The organism is Pectobacterium hainanensis, assembly GCF_046237015.1.
GTDB lineage: Bacteria > Pseudomonadota > Gammaproteobacteria > Enterobacterales > Enterobacteriaceae > JBJYIN01.
In genome coordinates this window covers 114,908-134,862 of sequence record NZ_JBJYIN010000002.1, presented here as the reverse complement: position 1 = coordinate 134,862, position 19,955 = coordinate 114,908, and the positions used below count along the sequence as shown (strand labels likewise).

The following is a 19,955-nucleotide window of genomic DNA, read 5'->3' as shown; positions in this document are numbered from 1 at the left end:
GATTATCTATATTACCAATGCTTTTTTTTCTTTGAACTGGATCAAATTATATCCTACGCCACATAACTAATGTGGATAACGACTTTTATCCTGGAGATATTGATATGCGCGAAGAAAAAGATTTATTAGGTAATTTAATGGTACCACGGAATGCTTACTACGGAATTCAAACTCAACGGGCCGTGTTGAATTTTTCTGTTTCTGGTCGCACAGCGGCCGATGCGCCCTATTTCTTATGGTCAATTGCTGCGATCAAGCAAGCCGCTGCACAGGCTAATGCACAGATTGGCGCACTGAACGGAGAGAAAGCCGTCGCAATCGTTAAGGCATCACAAGAAGTGATGGAGGGTGCATTTGACTCGCATTTCCCCATTGATATTTTTCAGGGCGGCGGTGGCACATCAACAAACATGAATATGAACGAAGTGGTTGCCAACCGGGCGAACGAAATCATGACCGGTAATCTTGGCTATGACGCCGTTCATCCCAATACACATGTCAATATGGGACAATCAACGAATGACGTGATTCCAGCGGCAATGAAAATGACCAGTCGCACCAACGTCAAACGCTTGGTGGCAGAATTAGAAAAACTGGAATTAGCTTTAGCCGATAAGAGCCAAGCCTTTGCCAATAAGGTCAAGCTAGGACGGACGTGTTTACAAGATGCCGTTCCAATGACATTTGGACAGCAATTTGGCGGCTATCGCACACAAGTGACCCGGTTAAAAGAACGGCTTATACAGGCCAATGAAGATGCGCTGGCGTTGCCTCTGGGCGCAACGGCGATCGGAACGGGGCTGTCTACACATGAGGGGTATATCACTGCCGTTTACCAATGGCTTGAGAAAGTTACAGGAGAAAAATATTACCCGGAAGAGGATTTTTTTGATGGACTCCAGAACGGTGATTTTTATCTTGAAATCTCCGCTCAGCTTAAAAAAATTGCCGCATTTATGTCCAAAATGGCAACCGATTTCCGTATTCAGGGATCTGGCCCGCGCGCAGGCTTTAATGAAATCAAAGTACCCGCAGTCCAACCAGGTTCCTCCATCATGCCAGGCAAAATTAATCCCGTGATGCCCGAGTTGGTCAACCAAATCGCTTATCAGGTCATTGGTAACGATCTGGCGGTAACGATGGCGGTAGAAGGTGGAGAACTGGATTTAAATGTGTGGGAACCCGTTATTCTCAAAGCATTATTTGAATCGTGTTCCCTTCTGATTAATGTCATTCCGCTCTTTATTGAAAAATGCCTTCAGGGAATTGAAATCAACGAAGAAGTCAGCACTCGCTACGCACATGAAAGTACCGCGCTGGCCACGATCATATCAACCCTGTTCGGTTATCAGGTTGGCACTCGTATTGCCAAAATGGCTTATGAGAAAAAATGCAGCGTAAGGGAAGCCGTTTTATCCGAGAAATTACTGACGCCGGAACAAGCCGATTATCTTCTTGATCCTATGACTATGACCGATCCCAAGAAAAGTACAGCGGCGATTAAACGTTACCAGTCTGAAAAATAATTCAGACCAATAACCGTAATATTTATTTTTTAATTATATATATACCCTAAATACTTCAAGTTTCAGGGCAAACCGTTATTGCTTTGAACGATGCAATGCATTGGCCCGTCAATGCGAGGCTTATGAATGAATCAAATACGAGCGTAGCCAACGTACATGCAACTTGAAGTATGACGGGTAGATGACGGATATAAATGTAATGAGCGTGACCCAATGCTCATTACGCTTTAATTCCCATAACAATATACCCAAAATAATTCGAGTTGCATGAAGGCGGCAAGTGAGGGAATCCCGATGAGCTTACTTGAGTAAGTGATTCGGGTGAGTGAGCGCAGCCAACGCACAAGCAACTTGAAGTATGACGGGTATAAACACATTAAATTCCATGGTGAATATATGATAATCATACATATTTTTCTATTATTAGGCGCCATTATGCTTGCCGCTCGATGGGGTGGGATGGGTGTTGGCTTTGCCGGTGGTGTGGGATTAGGTATCGCTGTATTTATATTGGGTATCCCGGCTGGCTCCCCTCCTGTTGATGTCATGCTTATTATTCTGGCAACGATTATGGCGTTAGCAGTGATGCAATTGGCTGGAGGAATGGATTATTTAGTCTCCATAACAGAAAGAATATTACGTAATAATCCTAAATACCTTAATATTCTCGCACCAAGTGTAACCTTTATATTAACCGTTTTATCCGGAACCGGTTATACCGCCATGTCGGTTCTGAATGTTATTCAGGAGGTCGCTAAAGATAATGGTATCAGGCCCAGCCAACCGCTAAGTTCAGCCGTAGTAGCATCACAGTTGGGGATTACCGCCTCCCCGATTTCCGCAGCAACGGCGATTATGTATGTGACAGTGGAAAGTATGGGCGTTCCTTTTGGTCATGCCATGCTGGTCATCTTTCCAACGGCATTATTTGCCATGTTGGTCGCATCGTTTATTGCCAGTAAACAGGGAGTCTGCCTGGCAGAGGATCCTATTTATCAGAAAATGGTACAGGATAATTTGATTAATTTGCATACGCACAACGATTGCCAAATTAAGAAAAGTGCGAAGTATTCTGTTGCTATCTTTTTATCAGGTGTTGTTTTTGTCGTCTGTATGCTGCTTTTCAAAAATATCATAAAGCATAGTATTAACTCCCGTGATCTTATCATTATTACGATGTTTATCATTTCAACGCTGACCGTGTGTTACTGTAAACTGGATATCAAAGAAATCAAAAATACGGCTTTATTTAAATCAGGCACCGAGTCATTAGTCGTCGTATTAGGTATCGTCTGGCTGAGCAGTACAATCATCGGCGCTCATCTGGAAGACATAAAATATGTTGCCAGTGAGTTTCTACAAGAATATCCGGCTTTGCTGGCTGTGATCTTTTTCTGCACCAGCGCGATGCTTTTTAGTCAGGGGGCAACCAGCGCGTTACTCATGCCTGTCGCCGCGTCAATAGGGATCAGCCCCAATGCAATATTGGCCAGTTTTGTCGCGGTGAGTGCGCTATATATTACCAACATCTACCCTACCACGGCATTCGCGATTTCAACGGATGACACCGGATCGTTTATGAGTAATCGATGGAACGGTTCCAAAATCATTAATCATCCATTCTTTTTACCAGGATGTTTATCCATCGTCTGTGCAGTGCCTTTTGGCTTCGTGCTTTCAAAATTCATCATGTAAACCGAGAAACAAAGAAAACCCTCTATTTTTATTGTCGTCATCTTCCACAAACCGTTTATCACAGATCGGCCTGGCATGATGCCGCTAAAGCGATCTTACTGAAAACCGATATATCAGGCGCCATGACAGCACCATGTCATGGTTCCTGCAACGTTCGGCGTATTGAAAATACTGAGCCATTCCCCTCTGAACGAGACGGAAAAAACGTGCAGAATGCGGCCGTAAATAGATTAATGGAGATAATTGCACATATGTGCAAAAAATTCGCAAGACTGTAACATTGCACCGATATAGTCCTGCCTGTCACCAACAGCCAGGGATTGAATCAGTGTCTTACCAAGCCGAAACCCGCCGCAGCAAAATAGCATGGCATAAATTCCGCCATACGCTGTCTATTGTTAGTCACGAACCCGCCAATCTGCTGGGCGCACTACTGGTGATGCTCTTTAGCTGGATAATTCTGGCCCCGATACTCTCTGTTCTGCTCAACGCAGTACGGGTGCAGAGCGGTGACGAAAGCCGTACTGACGCCGCAGAGGGAGCACTCACTACCTATTATCTGCTACGCACGCTGAGTTCACGAATGTCCGATCTATTACTGTGGACGCCGTTACTCAACACGCTGGCCGTTGCTCTGAGTACCGTTATCGGTGCACTGATCGTTGGTGTGACACTCGCCTGGCTCATCAATCGTACCAATATTGCGGGCAGAAAATGGTTTGCTACCCTGCTTATCGTGCCATTTATGTTGCCTTCCTGGACCTTCGCACTGGCGTGGACCACGCTCTTTAAAAATCACTCGATCGGCGGCCAACCGGGGTGGCTGGAAGCGATGGGTATCCAGACGCCAAACTGGATGGCCTATGGCTATGTCCCCATTGTTGTCATCATGATCCTACACTACACACCGCTGGTCATTCTGATTGTCGGCAACGCACTGCGACGCATGGATAGCCAAATGGAAGAATGCGCCCAAGTTTTGGGGGCTTCACGCCATGTGATTACGTTCAAAATCATTATCCCCTTAGTGCGTCCAGCCCTGCTATCCGCCGCTCTGTTGATTTTTGCCGATTGCATCGGTGAGTTTGCCTTACCCTATATTCTTGGTCTCCCGGTTCATTTTGATACGCTTTCTACCGGCCTTTATCAGGCGATCAGCACTCGTCAGTCAGGCGTAGCGGCGGTCATCGCGACCGTCATTATGTTGATGGGCATGATCACCCTGATGCTAGATATGAAAATGTTGCGTGAGGCAAAACGCTTTGTCACCGTCGGCGGCAAGGGCGTCATGGAACGCCAGCACCAATTGGGACACTGGCGTATTATTGCGGCGGCAATACCGCTGGCATTTGTACTCCTGGGTGTCGTCATTCCCCTGCTGACACTGTTCCTTTCCACGGTGATGACGCTACCAGGCCGATTTACCGCCGATAATTTCACACTGGCTTACTGGATAGGCCATAACCTCGATACGGTCGCACTGCATAACGGTATTCTGCTGACGCCGGAATTCTGGCATACGGTGTGGAACACGCTGATTATCGTCGGTTCGGCCTCCATTGCCTGCGGCGTACTAGGGCTCTTGGTCGGCTATGCCGTCATGCGCTGTCACTTCCATTGGATAGCGGCCTTGTTGCGCCAAATGACTTTCCTGCCATATCTGGTGCCCGGCATTGCTTTCGCCACTGCGTTCCTTTCATTGTTCGCGGTGGCTAGGGGGCCAATCCCTGCGCTATACGGTACACCGCTGATTTTGGTGCTCGCGCTGATTGCGGAAAAAATGCCTTATGCCAGTCGCTCCGGCATCGCTGCAATGACGCAATTAGGGAAAGAAGCCGAAGAAGCGGCACGGATCGCCGGCGCTGGCTGGTTTGCCCGAGTTCGCCGCATCGTTATTCCTATTCAGGCGGCCCCGCTGGCGACCGGTATCCTGTTGCCGTTTATTTCGGGGATTAAGGGCGTCAGCCTGTTTGTCATCCTCGCTACGCCCGCAACCGACGTGCTGACAACCTATTCCCTGCGTCTGATTGACTACAACTACCAGCAGGCTGCAAATGCCGTCGTGCTGATGATCGCGCTCATTTCATGGGCCGGCACGGTGATGATTCAGAAAATTACCGGCACTGGTCTGGCTGAAGGACTGGAGAAATAACATGCCCTCTATTCATTTAACTCACCTCACAAAAACCTATCCCGGTAGCGATACTCCGGCGGTGAATCGCATCAATCTGACCGTCAAGGACGGCGAGTTTATGTGTTTGTTAGGACCATCCGGCTGCGGTAAAACCACTATTTTACGTATGATTGCCGGTATTGAGCACGCCAGTAGTGGCGAAATCATCATCGGCGACAAGATTGTAGATTCTGTCGCTCAGGGTATCTACGTACCACCGGAAAAACGCGGTATCGGTTTAGTGTTCCAAAGCTACGCGCTCTGGCCCCACATGACCGTCGAACAAAACGTCGATTTCGGCCTTCGCTTGCAAAAAGTCTCCGCACAGGAACGCATTGCTCGTAGCCAGGACGTGATGGAAAAACTGCGTATTGCAGACTATGCCAAACGTTATCCGGCACAACTATCGGGTGGGCAACAGCAGCGTGTTGCCCTCGCGCGAATGCTGGCCGTCAATCCTGGCGTGCTGTTGCTTGATGAACCTCTCTCCAACCTGGATGCCACACTGCGTCTGGAGATGCGCGCCGAACTGCGACGTCTGCATGAAACCTTTGGCACCACGATAGTGTTTGTCAGCCACGATCAGTGGGAGGCGATGACTCTCGCCACCACCATTGCGGTCATGAGCGCGGGCCATATGCAACAGGTCGGTACGCCGGATGAGATTTATGCCTCCCCCGCCAACCGTTTCGTCGCCGAATTTATCGGCACACCCAAGCTCAATATGATCCCGCTGCATCTGCCATTAAGTCATTTGGCACAGCACCTTCAGCAACGCTTCACTCTGCATAAGCATGCCCAGGTCTGCGGTATTCGCCCGGAGGAGATCGTGCTCAGCACAGAAGCGGAAACCAACAGTGTGCCGATGACTATCGATAACATCATGCCGACCGGCGGCAGTTGGATCATTGAACTGGTGACGGGAAACGATCGTCTATTCCACTCCACGCAGCAACGACCTCGCTGGCAGACAAATCAGCAGGTGCATTGCCAATTACCGACCCACTCCCTGCACTTTTTCAACAGTAATGGGCTACGTCACGACGTTTCAGCGAACTAAATCTTATTATTTATACTAAGGAACCGAGATGAACAGAAAATTAATCGCCGTATTCATCGCCAGTGGATTACTCACGGCTCCACTAGCCCATGCAGAAAACTTCGATCTCCAGACGTTGATCGCCGCAGCCCAAAAAGAGCAACCTATCACCGTTTACGCCTCTACCGGGAAAATTGTTCAACAGGCTAAAGCCTTCAGCGAGCAGTATGAAATTAGCGCCACGGGCGTAAAAGCCAATGCGCCACAAATCATTGAAATTATTAGCCGTGAAGCACAGGCCAAGAACGTCAGAGCCGATGTAGCCATTATTGAGGATGCGCCAGCAGGGATCACGCAATTGCTTAATAAAGGTTATGTTCAAAGTTGGATTCCGGATGATCTGAAAAGCAATATTGCCGATCGCTATCAAAATCCGCTGACAGTGGTACTGGCTCCCAACGTGCTCGCTTACAACACGGCACACCACACAGCCTGTCCGGTGAACAATATCTGGCAACTCACCCGCGCCCAGTGGCGTGGTCGAGTCACGATGCAGGATCCCACCGGTAAGCCGGCCTATACGGATTGGTTCAGCCAAATGGAAACCCATTATGATCAGCAAATGCGCGACGCTTATCAGCAGGAATTTGGTGAACCACTGCAAACCGATGAAAAATCCGCCACGGCTGCCTTTGTGAAGGCATTGGCAGGGAATCGCGTCTTACTCACTCATTCCGATAACGATGCGGCGTCCGCCATTGGCGCACCAGATGGGAAAACCGATTTTATCGGTCTGGTTTCAACCGCTAAATTCCGTGATAACAAGCAAGGGATGAAACTGGGCCTGTGCCACGGGCTCAAACCGTTTATCGGCTGGAATTACCCTAGCCTCGGCGTGATAGCGACGGGGAGTCACAGCCCCAATACCGCAAAACTCTTTATTCACTATCTACTGACAGCCGAAGGGATCGCGCCACAAGGCGTGGATGGAAAAATGTCGACTAATCAGGCGATAAAGCTGCCTGCCGATGAAGCCTCGGGGATCGAACAATATCATTCAGAATTGATGGAATACCTCACCGTGACGGCCAAAGACGACTGGAAAAGCCGACAGGACTGGCAGGATATTTGGAGACTAAGTTATAAAAAATAATTAAAAATTCAATACATTAGACAATTGACTTCCATTTACGAACAGGCGAATCGCTTTGACCAACATTGATATTGAACAGCGGGCTGCATTATTACAGCGCATAATTATCGAAGCGGGTGACATGGCCCTGCAATATTTTCACTCACGGAAAGCCGGCGAATACGAACTTAAAGGTCATCAGGATATTCTCACGGAAGCCGATACCCTCGTGGAAAAACTGATCTTTCGGACAATTGCCGACGCTTTCCCCAATGATCTTATTCTGGGAGAAGAATCTGCCAGCCAGCCTGCCAGCGCGGATAGTTTGTGGGTGGTAGATCCGATCGACGGTACCGCCAATTTTGCTCGTGGTATCCCCCATTTCTGCGTCTGCATAGCCTGGGTATGCAACGGTGTCACCGAACTTGGTGCCATTTATAATCCCGTCAGCCAGGATTGCTATCTGGCACGTCGCGGACATTACGCTCTCAAGAACGATCGCCCACTCCGGTGTGCCGACACAACCGACACACGGCGAGCCACCTTTGAACTGGGCTGGTCTTCCCGCCACGGTCAGCGCCGCTATCTGGATATGATGGCCGCCATGCTCAATCTGGGTGCCAGCGTTCGTCGCGGGGGCTCGGGGGCGCTGGCACTCGCATGGGTGGCAGAGGGACGTACCGATGGTTATGTCGAAATTCATATGAACGTCTGGGATTGCCTTGCCGGATTGCTGCTGGTTCGTGAAGCTGGTGGCTACACCAGCTGTATTCCCAGCGATGCAGAAGGGCTGTTCAATGGTTTGCCCGTTCTTGCCGCCGCACCGGGGATCGCCGCACCGTTGGCCCGTGCGGCGAGTATTCCATTAGCGACAGAAAGCACATCGCCGTCACCCGATAAACCGGTTGCGACGCACTTTATTCACCCGGCAATCAGCCTTATCGCTGAAGATTTTCCTGGCTGGGGTATGAATATCTATATCGGTGGCACCTGCGGCGCGTGCGATGCGGCGCTATTGGCAACGCACGATATCGGTATCGTGATCAATTGCGCCGTTAATCTCGATATAGATTGGGTGAATACACCGGAGAGCGCAACAGCGACACATCTGCTTCCCCACGGTTCAGGACCGGTTCGTTATTATAAACTCGGCCTGGTTGATGGTGATGGTAATGCGCCTGAAATGCTGCACGCAGGTTATCAACTGATGCGCTCAGCATTATTACAGCATATTCCCGATAAACCCTCTTATCAGAACCGAAAACGCGGCAATATTCTGGTGAATTGTCGTGGAGGACGTAGCCGTTCCGTGGCGCTGGTCGCACTATTTATGCATCTGGAATGCCCCACACTTTATCCAACGCTGGAAGACGCTATCGCGCTGATCCGCAATAAACGACAACTGCATCCTGATGAATGGTTCGAAGCGCCAAAACCGTCACTGATTCGTCTGGCCGAACAGGGGATTGCACGCGAAAAGCGATTAACCACGGCGGAATGGTGTAATGAGCAATAATAATCAGAGTAAACACAGCCGATTTGCCAGCGCCACCGAAGTCGCTCGTCTGGCGGGAGTCTCACGTTCGGCAGTTTCACGTACATTTACCCCTGGCAGCAGCGTTTCGGCAGAAACTCGGTGTAAAGTCCTCGCGGCGGCCCAAACGCTCAACTACCACGTCAACCATCTTGCTCGCGGCCTTTCCAAAGAAGCCAGCCGCCCGGTCTGTATTCTCGGTGGTAACCTGGCTTCCCCCTACCAATCCAGCTTACTTGAACACCTCACCCGCCGCCTGAGCAGAGCTGGACGGGCAGTAATGGTCATTAACACCGATGATGGCGAAGAAAATGCCAGAGAAGCGTTGCAACAAACATTGAACTACCGTTCAACTGCGACCATCGTTTTATCGGGAAGCCCCCCCAGTTCGCTGATCGAAATTTGCCTACAAAGCGGACAGCAAGTCGTCCTGATAAACCGAATGGGGCAATTCGCGGGAGCCGATAATATTGAAATTGACTACAGTTCAACAATGGATGTCGCATTTAACCTGTTTCTCACCGCAGGATGTCAGAATATTGCTCTCGTCTCCTCGTCTACCCGTTCACCCAGCATGGTGATCCGCGAAACTCGCTTTCTCGAAGCCGCGGCCAAAGCAAAGATAAGTGTTCCGCTGATCAGAGCAGGCAATACCAGCTACCAGACTGGCGTTATCGCAGCGCGGGAACTGTTAAAACGTGAGTCACGGCCAGATGGTGTGTTTTGCGTCACAGACCTCATCGCCTGCGGGTTTATCGATGCCGCACGGCATGAATTTGGCCTTAAGATCCCAGAAGATATCAGCATCATTGGTTTTGATGATATCGAACAGGCGAGCTGGCTGAGCTATCAACTGACAACCTTCACCCAACCACTGGCGGAAATGGCCGAAGCGACCTGTGAACGACTACTTGCCCCGACCAAAGACATCCCCTACAGACGGCTGTTTCAGGCATTACCCGTCTTACGCACAACGCTACGCAAGGCAGTGGATTAAAATGCTGTCTATTCCTAGCCAAAATCAATGCCTGCCCCGCCATGGGAATAACAGGCATTAACACCATAAAATCGTCGCCTTACGGTGCCTCTAATCACATCGTTCCCTTAACGCCCTAGCGCTTTGAGAACATAACGAAAATAGTCCACTTACTCGCCCCTGATATCACATTTTCCACCGCGTACCGCTTTGGGTTGCAGGATGGTCATGCATGCCGTTTGTGCCGCAAATAATGCGCTTTTAATGCTGGGAAGCCGCTCATTAAAACGATAAGACGGCATCACCACGGATAGCGCATGAGCCGGTTGCCCCGGTATCGCAAGCGGGATTCCCACGGCGCAAACGCCTTCCGCATGTTCCTCGATATCAAGTGAAAAACCCGTGGCGCGAACCTCGGCAATCTGCTTAAGCAACGTTGGAATATCGACCACCGTATGCTGGGTTAGAGCAGGGATTTGATTATTCAACATGGCAACAATCTGCTCATCCGTCAGCAAGGACAGCATCGCTTTCCCATTCGCCATCGCATAAACCGGTTTTGGTCGATCGTACACCGGCACCACACGCACGGCCTGATCGCTGACGATACGATCCAAAAAGATCACCTCGCGCCCGTGATAAGTTGAAATATCAACCGTCTCCCGCGTTTTCTCAAACAGTACCTCAAGCGGGTGCCGCAACTGTGCCACCACATCGGAATAGGCATTTTTCGCAAGTTCACTGAGTCCCCAGCCCAGGCGGACACCGCATACCCCGGTTTCCACCAGATTCTCCGCCGCTAACGTGTCGACGATGCGCTGTACGGTTGAGCGAGGTAAATCGCTCATGCGAGCGAGTTCTCCCAGACTGGTGCCCCGCTCATTCAATAAGCGTAGTATCTTAATTGCTCTCGAAATGACCTGAATACCTTGCGTCTTTTTCATCACCATTTCACCCGATGTACCGCATTGTGGTTAATATTGTATTGTTTTTCACTAAGTGTATATTATAACTTGATGGCGCAGTGATACGCATCCTTGTCTATCACGACAGCGAAAAAGCGCCAATCTTCGGTATGTTCTGCCTCACTACAGGTAAAACCATCGCCGACATCCATGTGAGCATCATACTTTTGAATAGCTTGTTTTCAGGAGGTTTACAGTGGGATATGCAACAACCAACCCGTACACGGGTGAAGTCATCAAGACGTTCCCTGACGCGACAGACGCTTTTGTCACTGACGCTATCACGAAGGCACACCTTGCTTTTCTTGGCTGGAAAGAGACCTCTTTTTCAACACGGGCCGCTATCTTACAAAAAGCCGCCGATCTGCTGCGCCAGCAAAAGGACGAATTTGCCCGTTTACTCACGCTGGAAATGGGTAAACTGATTGGCGAAGCCCATGCTGAAATCGAATTATCCGCTCAAATCTTTGAATATTATGTTCACAACGCAGAACGCCTGCTGGCACCTGAAACACTTCCTGTCGCCAATCCAAAAGAAGCGACGGCACAGATTGTTCATGAACCATTAGGCGTTTTGTTGGCGATCGAACCCTGGAACTTCCCGTATTACCAGATCGCTCGCATTATTGCCCCGCAACTTTCCGCAGGTAATACCATTCTGCTGAAACATGCGTCGAACGTACCGCAAAGCGCGGCCCGGTTTGAAAAATTAATGAAAGATGCGGGTCTGCCGGAAGGTGCTTTCACCAATCTCTACGCCAACCGCAAACACATCGAAATGATCCTAAACGATCCACGCGTCCACGGTGTCGCATTGACCGGTTCAGAAGGTGCGGGGGCAACCGTAGCCCAACAAGCCGCGAAAGCGCTGAAAAAATCAACGCTGGAACTCGGCGGTGCCGATGCCTTTGTTGTTCTGGCCGATGCCGATTTAGAGAAAACCGCAAAATGGGCGGTGTTTGGTCGTCACTGGAATGGTGGTCAGGTCTGTGTTTCCTCTAAACGCATGATCATTGTTGATGACGTCTACGATGAATTTCTGGATCGCTACACCGCGGGCGTGGCCGCGCTGCGTGCAGGCGACCCGTTTGATGAAAAGACCACACTCGCCCCGCTTTCTTCACAGGAAGCCGCCGATGAAGTGAAACAAAAAATTCAGTTGGCCGTGTCACACGGAGCCATTGCGCTGGAAGTCGGCCCGAAAGTACCGCAACAAGGCGCTTTCGTTCAACCCACGATCCTAACCGATATCACTCCCGATAACCCAGCCTACCACATGGAGTTTTTCGGTCCGGTATCTATGCTGTTTCGGGCTAAAGATGAAGACGATGCGATCAACATCGCTAACGACTCTCCGTTCGGCCTTGGTGGTTCAGTCTTCACCCGCAACACGGCTCACGGTGCTGAAGTGGCCAAACGCATCTCTACAGGGATGGTCTACATCAACCATCCTACGCGAGTAAAAGCCGACTTACCTTTCGGTGGTGTCCGTCGCTCAGGCTATGGCCGCGAACTCACCGGGCTGGGTATTAAAGAGTTTGTGAATCACAAATTAATTTCTATTGTCGATATTGATGCAGAATTTTAAGGACAACGTAATGAGTACCATTAAATTATTGGGTATCGCAGGCAGCCTGCGTAAAACCTCCACCAACCGTGGACTGCTTCGCGCCGCGCAGTCGGTTCTTCCGTCTGGTGTATCGCTCAATATCGCCGATTTGCTGGATGTTCCGTTTTATAATGCCGATCTGACCGAAATCCCTGAATCCGTGCAGCGGATTGCTCGTCAGGCACAAGAGGCCGATGGCTTCGTTTTCGCCTGTACGGAATATAACTATTCCATGGCACCTGCCCTGAAAAATATCCTTGACTGGCTTTCCCGCCTGCCCGATACCAATGTACTCAATGACAAACCCGCCGCGCTGATGGGTGCCGGCGGCGGTATGGGAACGTCTCGTGCGCAGTATCACCTGCGTCAGACCTGCGTTTTCCTGAACATTCATCCGTTGAACAGACCTGAAGTGTTCTCGAATGCGTTTGCTGGTGGTTTTGATGACCAGGGCAACTTGAAAGATGAAAAAATCGTTGCTTTGATTACCGAGCAAATGAAAACTCTCGCCGACGTTATCGCGCAGAAAAAATAATCCGCTTCACCCTCTGGCCCGGCCATCCATCCGGGCCATTTTTCCTTCTGGCATCGCTAAATCATTGCTGCACAAACGCTCTCCCCCTATCCATCTTGTCACTACCACGATGATTTTCTCATCAGGCGACAAACCATGGATTATTTTGATTTGTGAGTGAACATAAGACAAAAGAATCCAACTACTGAACAATCCCACCGCTACAGACCTATTTTCCCTACATGCTACGGTAACGGCCGAATGAGAACAGAGGCAGCCAGACCAGCATGAAAAATCCTTTATTATTTGCCAATCCGCGCGTTTATTTTGGTGAGGACGCGACCGAGGCACTGCGTGATTTCAACGGGAAAAACGTCGCTATCGTGACCGATGCCTTCATGGTTAAGTCAGGGAAAGCGGACTATTTGGCCGGTTTTATGCCAGATGCTCACATCGAGATTTTCGGTGATGTTAAACCCGATCCCGATGTGGGCATCCTGCAAGCCGGTGCGACGCAGTTCAAGTCATTTCAACCCGATGTCATTATCGCGCTCGGTGGTGGTTCATCACTGGATGCAGCAAAAGGCATCAGAGTGACATTACAGGAATATTGCCCGAAAAAAGCCATCACGTTAATTGCCATTCCGACCACCAGCGGATCGGGTTCCGAAGTCACAAACTACGCGATTATTTCCGATCCCGAACATGGACAAAAATACCCACTGGTTTCTGATCAGCTATCACCCGATATCGCTATCCTCGATCCCAATCTGGTATTGAGTGTGCCACGGGGTGTCGCGGTTGATACCGGTATGGATGTACTCACGCACGCGATTGAGGCTTACGTCTCTTCTACGGCAAATGATTTCAGCGATGCATTGGCGGAAAAAGCCATCTCGCTGGTCTGGAATTATCTGCCGCAGGTGTTCGAGCATGAAAAAGATCTCGCCGCGCGAACCAGAATGCATAACGCATCCTGTATGGCTGGCATGGCGTTTAATGCCGCAGGGCTCGGTCTGGTTCATGGCATGGCCCATGCGCTGGGCGGTATATTCCATATTCCACACGGCAAGATTAACGCCATGTTGCTGCCGCTAGTGATTGACTACAACGCTGCCCATGCGTCCCCCACCACGCTGGAACGCTATGCTCATTGCTCCCGTCTGCTTGGCGCAACCCGCGACGACAAACGCGAGAGCATTCAGCAATTGACTCAACTTATCCGCATGATGAACCGTCGATTTGGCATTCCGTCCACGTTGCGCGAATTGAATATTAGTCAGGCCGATGTGGCACAGCATCGCCAACGTCTGATTCAGGCGGCATTGGCCGATGGATGCACCGCCACCAACCCGCACACACCGACGCCCGATGATGTGGATAGCTTAATCACACAAATTGCGGGCTAGTCTGGACGGAATTGTCCTGTATCGCATCAGTAGGGCAATAAAGTCCTCCTGAATAGCAAAACTTAGCGCGCCGGATTGATTATGTTGATGATCCGATGTTGACGATCGTTTGAGTGCTTTTCATTCGATCATCTCTTCTCAGCAAACGGTCGTGAACAAGATAACACCAGGTAATTGAACGTATGAATGTCACTCAGCAACAAGTCGAATGGATTACCCAGCAAGTTCTTCAGGAACTGGCTGCACGCCATCAACAACAGTCTACTTCAGCCACACCAGCACCAGAAACGCTTCAGGTACCGGTGGGGATCTCTAATCGCCATGTTCATCTTTCTCGTGAAGATATGGATGTGCTATTCGGCTATGGTTCAACGCTTACGCGAATGAAAGCCGTCAAGCAACCCGGTCAATTCGCGGCGGAAGAAACCATCACCCTTCGTGGTCCCAAAGGCGATATCAAAAATGTCCGGGTACTCGGTCCATTGCGCCCCAGTACACAAGTGGAAATTTCTGTCGCGGATGGCTTTTCACTGGGTGTAAAAGCCCCCGTCAGAATGTCCGGTGACCTACAGGATTCTCCGGGTATCGAACTTATCGGCCCGAAAGGCAGCGTGAAAAAAGATCGCGGCGTGATTGTCGCCTGGCGGCACATTCACATTTCTCCGGAAGAAGCCGAACGTAACGGTTTGCATGACGGAATGGAAGTGAGCATTCAGGCAAACGGTCAACGTGGTGGCCTGATGCAAAACGTCATTATCCGGGCAACACAAGACTCCGTTCTGGAACTGCACATTGATGTGGAAGAAGCCAATGCCTACGGCTTACGCAATGGCGATCGGGTCAGCATTCTGACGGGAGAACACCATGGCTGACGTTTCCGTTGAGACCCGACTGCATACGTTGGCGCAATATATTGCTACCCAAACCTGCCGTGAACATCGCGGCACATTGAAAGTCGGCGTCGATCTGGGAACGGCCAATATTGCCATTGTGGTACTTGATGAAAACAACGACCCGATAACCGGCATTACCTACCCGTCATCCGTCGTAAAAGACGGCATTGTGGTTGATTACCTGACGGCGACGCAGGTCGTAAAAGATTTGAAGCAGCAACTGGAAGATCGGCTTGGGCAGGAATTGACTCATGCCGCCACGGCAATTCCACCGGGCATCTCCGAGGGGAACACCAAGGTCATTGCCAACGTGGTGGAATCATCGGGCCTGATTGTCACCCACGTCGTGGATGAACCGGTCGCAGCGGCCTCCGCGTTGAAAATCCGCAACGGTGCCGTCGTCGACGTCGGCGGCGGAACCACCGGACTCAGTATTTTGCGTAATGGCAAAGTCATTTTTTCCGCGGATGAACCCACTGGCGGTACGCATATGACGTTGGTGTTAGCTGGCGCATTAGGTATTGATTATGCCGATGCAGAGTTAATGAAAAGGGATAGGCTTCAGGAAGACAATATTTTCCCAGTAGTCCGTCCCGTAGTGGAAAAAATGGCCAGTCTGACGCAGGGGTGGCTGGCGTCTTACAACGTGAGGAAAATTTACGTTGTCGGCGGTGCCAGTAGCTTCTCCGCTTTTCCTGAGGTTTTTCGTAAAACGACCGGAAAGCAAATCATTCAGTCCATCGAACCTCTGCTGGTGACGCCATTGGGCATCGCCATGCATGCGGCCTGAACAACAGGAATTACCGGCTATGAATCATCAATCGAGGCATGACCAATGATGAACCCAACGCTGTCATTACTGATCGATAAAGTGATCGTCGATGTCATGGCCGCCAAGGTTCAGGACGCCCTCGTCATTCCCCAGCATACGGTGCTGGTACTGATCACGGGTGACGATGCTGTCGGGTTTCCGACAACGTGCCGCTATCTGAACGCGTTAGCGCAATCGGGTTATACCGTGCATTTACTATTTTCCCAAAGTGCACAAGCTCTTCGCACCATAGCCGACGAGTGTTTAGCACATGCACGCATACTCACGGAAACGGATATCGCGCCAGCACGTCTGCAACGTTACGAAATGTTACTGCTGCCTGCACTATCCAGTAATAGCCTGACCAAAATCGCGATCGGTATTCGTGACAATTTAGCTAGCCGCATCGCTTATCTGGCGCTAGCAGGAAATGTTCGTGTTCTGGCAACGCTTAATCGTGAATGTGACATGACGCCTCCGTTGACTTCACTCCCGGCCGCGTATTTGGCGCAGTTGCGTCAGTACATTAGTACGCTGGAAAATTTCGGTATTCGTTTTATTGCCGCACAAGCGAATACCCGCGTAGCGGCAAATCATTCACGCCCAGCGACAGTCCATCACACACACACCACAAAACGCCTGATTACCCAGCGAGATGTGAGATTGCACGATGCCGGACAAGCGCTATACATCACACCCAATGTACTGATTACGCCAGCGGCGCGTGATGAAATCGCCAATAGAAGAATTACGCTGATAACCCAACCGCAGGAGGCTGCATGTATCTGGCAAAAGTAACAGGAACGGTGGTCTCAACCACTAAACATTCGTCATTAAACGGTATGAAATTACTGATCGTTTCTCGTCTGGATGATCAGCTCATGCAAACCAATCGAACACAGGTCGCTGTGGATACGGTGGGCGCGGGCAATGGCGAAATTGTCATTGTTGCAACAGGCAGTTCGGCTCGTATGACCAACAGTAAAGAGCATTCGGTCATCGATGCCGCAATCGTTGGCATTGTGGACGATATGGAACGCGGTGAGGGGTAAGCAATGAACGATCGGTTAATGCGCCCAGATATGACGCTGGAAACGAAAATCGAACAGGCAATCAGCGAGTTACATGCTACACAGTCTCAACGTTCTCTGAGTCTTGGGTCGATAGCGTTGCTGGCTCAACTGGCTCACGATGCTGCACAGGCTATGTCCCTGCCGATCGTGTTTAGCCTGGTGGATGCGCAGGGTCATCAACGTTATTTCTTCAGCATGGATAACGCATTACTGATCAGTTACTCACTGGCTTACCAAAAAGCCTATACCGCGGTGGCATTGAAACGACCAACGCAGGAATTAGCCACGCTGATCCAACCTGGCGGCGATCTTTATGGTCTACAGCAACATCCCAATTTCTGTGCCATTGGTGGTGGCCTTCCCTGCTGGCATCACGATCGCCTGCTCGGTGGGATCGGCATCAGCGGTGGGACAGTAGAAGAAGACATGGCGATTGCTCATCATGTTTTCCATGCCTTCAGTCAACAACGGTTTCCGGTAATGTCTACATACCCTAAATAATTCGAGTTGCGTGAAGGCGGCAAGCGAAGGAATCCCGATGAGCTTACTTGAGTAAGTGATTCGGGTGACTGAGCGTAGCCAACGCACAGGCAACTTGAAGTATGACGGTATGCCTTATTAATTGATGTTCCGATTATTTAAATTAATTATGGGGGACACATGTCCTTATCTTCGCTTGTTTTGGTTATTAATTGTGGTTCATCGTCATTAAAATTTTCCGTTATTCCGATTAACGAAGAAAAGCCTATTCTTTTCGGATTAGCGGAACGACTGGGATTAGATAATGCGATTATTACGTTTAAAGATAATGACGGGAATAAATCGGTTATTTCATTACAGGATGCCAGCCACCACGAAGCACTCAACGTTTTATTTAAAACATTAACGGAAAAGAAATTGATCGATAGCCTTGCCGCTATCGGCCACCGGGTTGCGCACGGCGGTAATGATTTTAAACAATCCGCATTAATTACCCCGGATGTCATCGAAAAAATAAAAGCGCTCTCCGTTTTAGCGCCGTTACATAATCCGGCAAATCTAACAGGGATCGAAGCCGCGATGGCGCTGTTACCCCATCTTGCCCAGGTTGCCGTTTTTGATACCGCATTCCATCAAACGCTAGCGCCATCGGCCTATACCTATGCCATTCCTTACGAATATCAGCATAAATATCAGGTACGCCGTTATGGATTCCACGGCACATCACACCGTTATATCGCGGGTGAAACGTTGTCGATGTTGAACCTGAAACCAGACAATCACGGTATTTTAGTCGCGCATCTTGGCAATGGTTCGTCCATCTGTGCAATTAAAAATGGACGCAGCGTCGATACGTCAATGGGGATGACCCCATTAGAAGGACTGGTGATGGGTACCCGCAGTGGCGATCTGGATTTTGGTGCCGCCGCCTACATCGCCAAATGTACTCAACAGTCGATTGAAACCATCTATCAGACCGTGAATAACGCGTCCGGCCTATACGGTATCTCTGGTATTTCCAGCGATTGCCGAACCTTGCAGGAAGCACGGGAGAATGGGAATGAACGGGCCGGTCTGGCAATTGATGTGATGGTTCACCGACTCGCTCGCCATTTAGGTGCGCATCTGGTTTCGCTCTCTCAACTCGATGCACTGGTCTTTACCGGTGGGATCGGCGAGAACTCCGCGCTGATTCGCGAGCTCACGATCGATCGTCTGTCAGTACTGGGATTGAAACTGGATAAGCAAAAAAATGCTAACACCGTCGGCGGACGCAGTGGTGTCATTTCGGCCGAAGGTTCGCCAACGATTGTCGTGATCCCGACCAATGAAGAGAAAATGATTGCCAAAGATGCAGCCGATATTGCGCAACTGGCTTAAAAAGCATTCATCTATTATTAATAATTTATTTAATGTGAACCACATTGCAAATATTAATGTGAATGATTGTTTATTTTCACGCGATATTGAGTGCCTAAAAAGCATCCCATGAAAGGAAATGTTTTTTACAACAGAGTGGATTTTATTGTCTCGTTAATCGATGAGAAAACAAAAAAGTCTCGCTGATGGGCAAAACATTTTGCTGTGAAATTCATAATATCCTAGTGCAATGAAGTTATTTATACCCTAAATAATTCAAGTTTCAGGAAGGCGGCAAGCGAAGGAATCCCGATGAGCTTACTCAAGTAAGTGATTCGGGTGAGTGAGCGTAGCCAACGCACATGTAACTTGAAGTATGACGGGTATATTACGGGTGATTACTCGCTAGAGGATAATCATCTTATTCCCAAAAGATTTATTCATCGTTATTAAAATAGTCGAGGTTGATATGCAACAAGAAGCATTGGGCATGGTTGAAACTAAAGGTCTGGTTTCCGCGATTGAAGCCGCAGATACCATGGTGAAATCCGCTAACGTAACGCTGGTTGGTTACGAAAAAATCGGTTCTGGCCTGGTGACTGTGATGGTACGTGGCGATGTTGGTGCAGTAAAAGCAGCAACCGACGCTGGCTCTGCTGCCGCCATTAAAGTGGGTGAACTGGTTTCTGTACACGTTATTCCACGTCCACATACCGAAGTGGAAAAAATTCTGCCGAAAGCGCTGGGCTAATCCCTAAACCGAGAGG

General features: G+C 49.7%; 18 protein-coding genes. 17 read left to right on the top strand and 1 reads right to left on the bottom strand.

The window, feature by feature from the left end:
- The first annotated feature begins 104 nt into the window (after positions 1-104).
- From ACKPVM_RS02730 to ACKPVM_RS02700, 7 genes are all read left to right on the top strand, one after another.
- Positions 105-1,526 carry an aspartate ammonia-lyase gene (locus ACKPVM_RS02730; protein ID WP_409306695.1) on the top strand — a complete coding sequence of 474 codons (1,422 nt, stop codon included), beginning with the start codon at positions 105-107 and terminating at the stop codon, positions 1,524-1,526.
- A 396-nt stretch (positions 1,527-1,922) separates the two neighbouring features.
- Entirely contained in the window at positions 1,923-3,221 is a 1,299-nt protein-coding gene (locus ACKPVM_RS02725) for an anaerobic C4-dicarboxylate transporter (protein WP_409306694.1), read from the top strand.
- Between the two features lie 328 nt (positions 3,222-3,549).
- Positions 3,550-5,373 carry an ABC transporter permease gene (locus tag ACKPVM_RS02720; protein ID WP_409306693.1) on the top strand — a complete coding sequence of 608 codons (1,824 nt, stop codon included), beginning with the start codon at positions 3,550-3,552 and terminating at the stop codon, positions 5,371-5,373.
- A 1-nt stretch (position 5,374) separates the two neighbouring features.
- Positions 5,375-6,454, top strand: coding sequence for an ABC transporter ATP-binding protein (locus tag ACKPVM_RS02715; RefSeq protein WP_409306691.1), 1,080 nt, complete (start codon positions 5,375-5,377; stop codon positions 6,452-6,454).
- A 28-nt stretch (positions 6,455-6,482) separates the two neighbouring features.
- Complete coding sequence (locus ACKPVM_RS02710) at positions 6,483-7,586, top strand: ABC transporter substrate-binding protein (RefSeq protein WP_409306690.1); 1,104 nt, start codon at positions 6,483-6,485, stop codon at positions 7,584-7,586.
- A 55-nt stretch (positions 7,587-7,641) separates the two neighbouring features.
- Positions 7,642-9,081: an inositol monophosphatase family protein gene (locus tag ACKPVM_RS02705; RefSeq protein ID WP_409306688.1), complete on the top strand. Its 1,440-nt coding sequence runs from the start codon at positions 7,642-7,644 to the stop codon at positions 9,079-9,081.
- On the top strand, positions 9,071-10,096 hold the full coding sequence (locus ACKPVM_RS02700) for a LacI family DNA-binding transcriptional regulator (protein ID WP_409306686.1): 1,026 nt from the start codon (positions 9,071-9,073) through the stop codon (positions 10,094-10,096). The genes ACKPVM_RS02705 and ACKPVM_RS02700 overlap by 11 nt, the downstream gene beginning before the upstream one ends.
- A 149-nt stretch (positions 10,097-10,245) precedes the next feature.
- Here the strand turns inward: ACKPVM_RS02700 and ACKPVM_RS02695 are convergent, their stop codons facing one another.
- Complete coding sequence (locus tag ACKPVM_RS02695; RefSeq protein WP_409306685.1) at positions 10,246-11,019, bottom strand: IclR family transcriptional regulator; 774 nt, start codon at positions 11,017-11,019, stop codon at positions 10,246-10,248.
- A 217-nt stretch (positions 11,020-11,236) separates the two neighbouring features.
- Between ACKPVM_RS02695 and ACKPVM_RS02690 the strand changes: the two genes are divergently transcribed.
- The 10 genes from ACKPVM_RS02690 (at position 11,237) to grpH (ending at position 19,939) form a co-directional block, all read left to right on the top strand.
- On the top strand, positions 11,237-12,628 hold the full coding sequence (locus tag ACKPVM_RS02690; protein ID WP_409306683.1) for an NAD-dependent succinate-semialdehyde dehydrogenase: 1,392 nt from the start codon (positions 11,237-11,239) through the stop codon (positions 12,626-12,628).
- Between the two features lie 10 nt (positions 12,629-12,638).
- A complete protein-coding gene (locus ACKPVM_RS02685; protein ID WP_409306681.1) occupies positions 12,639-13,184 on the top strand; it encodes an NADPH-dependent FMN reductase in 546 nt (181 codons plus the stop codon).
- Positions 13,185-13,450: 266 nt separating this feature from the next.
- A complete protein-coding gene (locus ACKPVM_RS02680; protein ID WP_409306679.1) occupies positions 13,451-14,572 on the top strand; it encodes a 1-propanol dehydrogenase PduQ in 1,122 nt (373 codons plus the stop codon).
- Positions 14,573-14,754: 182 nt separating this feature from the next.
- Positions 14,755-15,444 carry a phosphate propanoyltransferase gene (locus tag ACKPVM_RS02675; protein WP_409306678.1) on the top strand — a complete coding sequence of 230 codons (690 nt, stop codon included), beginning with the start codon at positions 14,755-14,757 and terminating at the stop codon, positions 15,442-15,444.
- Complete coding sequence (gene eutJ, locus ACKPVM_RS02670) at positions 15,437-16,255, top strand: ethanolamine utilization protein EutJ (protein ID WP_409306676.1); 819 nt, start codon at positions 15,437-15,439, stop codon at positions 16,253-16,255. The genes ACKPVM_RS02675 and eutJ overlap by 8 nt, the downstream gene beginning before the upstream one ends.
- Positions 16,256-16,300: 45 nt before the next feature.
- Entirely contained in the window at positions 16,301-17,074 is a 774-nt protein-coding gene (locus ACKPVM_RS02665; RefSeq protein ID WP_409306674.1) for a flavoprotein, read from the top strand.
- Positions 17,056-17,328, top strand: a complete 273-nt coding sequence (locus ACKPVM_RS02660) for a EutN/CcmL family microcompartment protein (protein WP_409306672.1) — start codon at positions 17,056-17,058, stop codon at positions 17,326-17,328. Before ACKPVM_RS02665 ends, ACKPVM_RS02660 begins: the two co-directional genes overlap by 19 nt.
- Before the next feature lie 3 nt (positions 17,329-17,331).
- Positions 17,332-17,850 carry a GlcG/HbpS family heme-binding protein gene (locus tag ACKPVM_RS02655; RefSeq protein ID WP_409306670.1) on the top strand — a complete coding sequence of 173 codons (519 nt, stop codon included), beginning with the start codon at positions 17,332-17,334 and terminating at the stop codon, positions 17,848-17,850.
- A gap of 159 nt (positions 17,851-18,009) precedes the next feature.
- Positions 18,010-19,209, top strand: coding sequence for a propionate kinase (gene tdcD, locus ACKPVM_RS02650; RefSeq protein ID WP_409306668.1), 1,200 nt, complete (start codon positions 18,010-18,012; stop codon positions 19,207-19,209).
- Between the two features lie 448 nt (positions 19,210-19,657).
- Positions 19,658-19,939 carry a propanediol utilization system shell hexameric protein GrpH gene (grpH, locus tag ACKPVM_RS02645; RefSeq protein ID WP_409306666.1) on the top strand — a complete coding sequence of 94 codons (282 nt, stop codon included), beginning with the start codon at positions 19,658-19,660 and terminating at the stop codon, positions 19,937-19,939.
- The last annotated feature ends 16 nt before the right edge of the window (positions 19,940-19,955 follow it).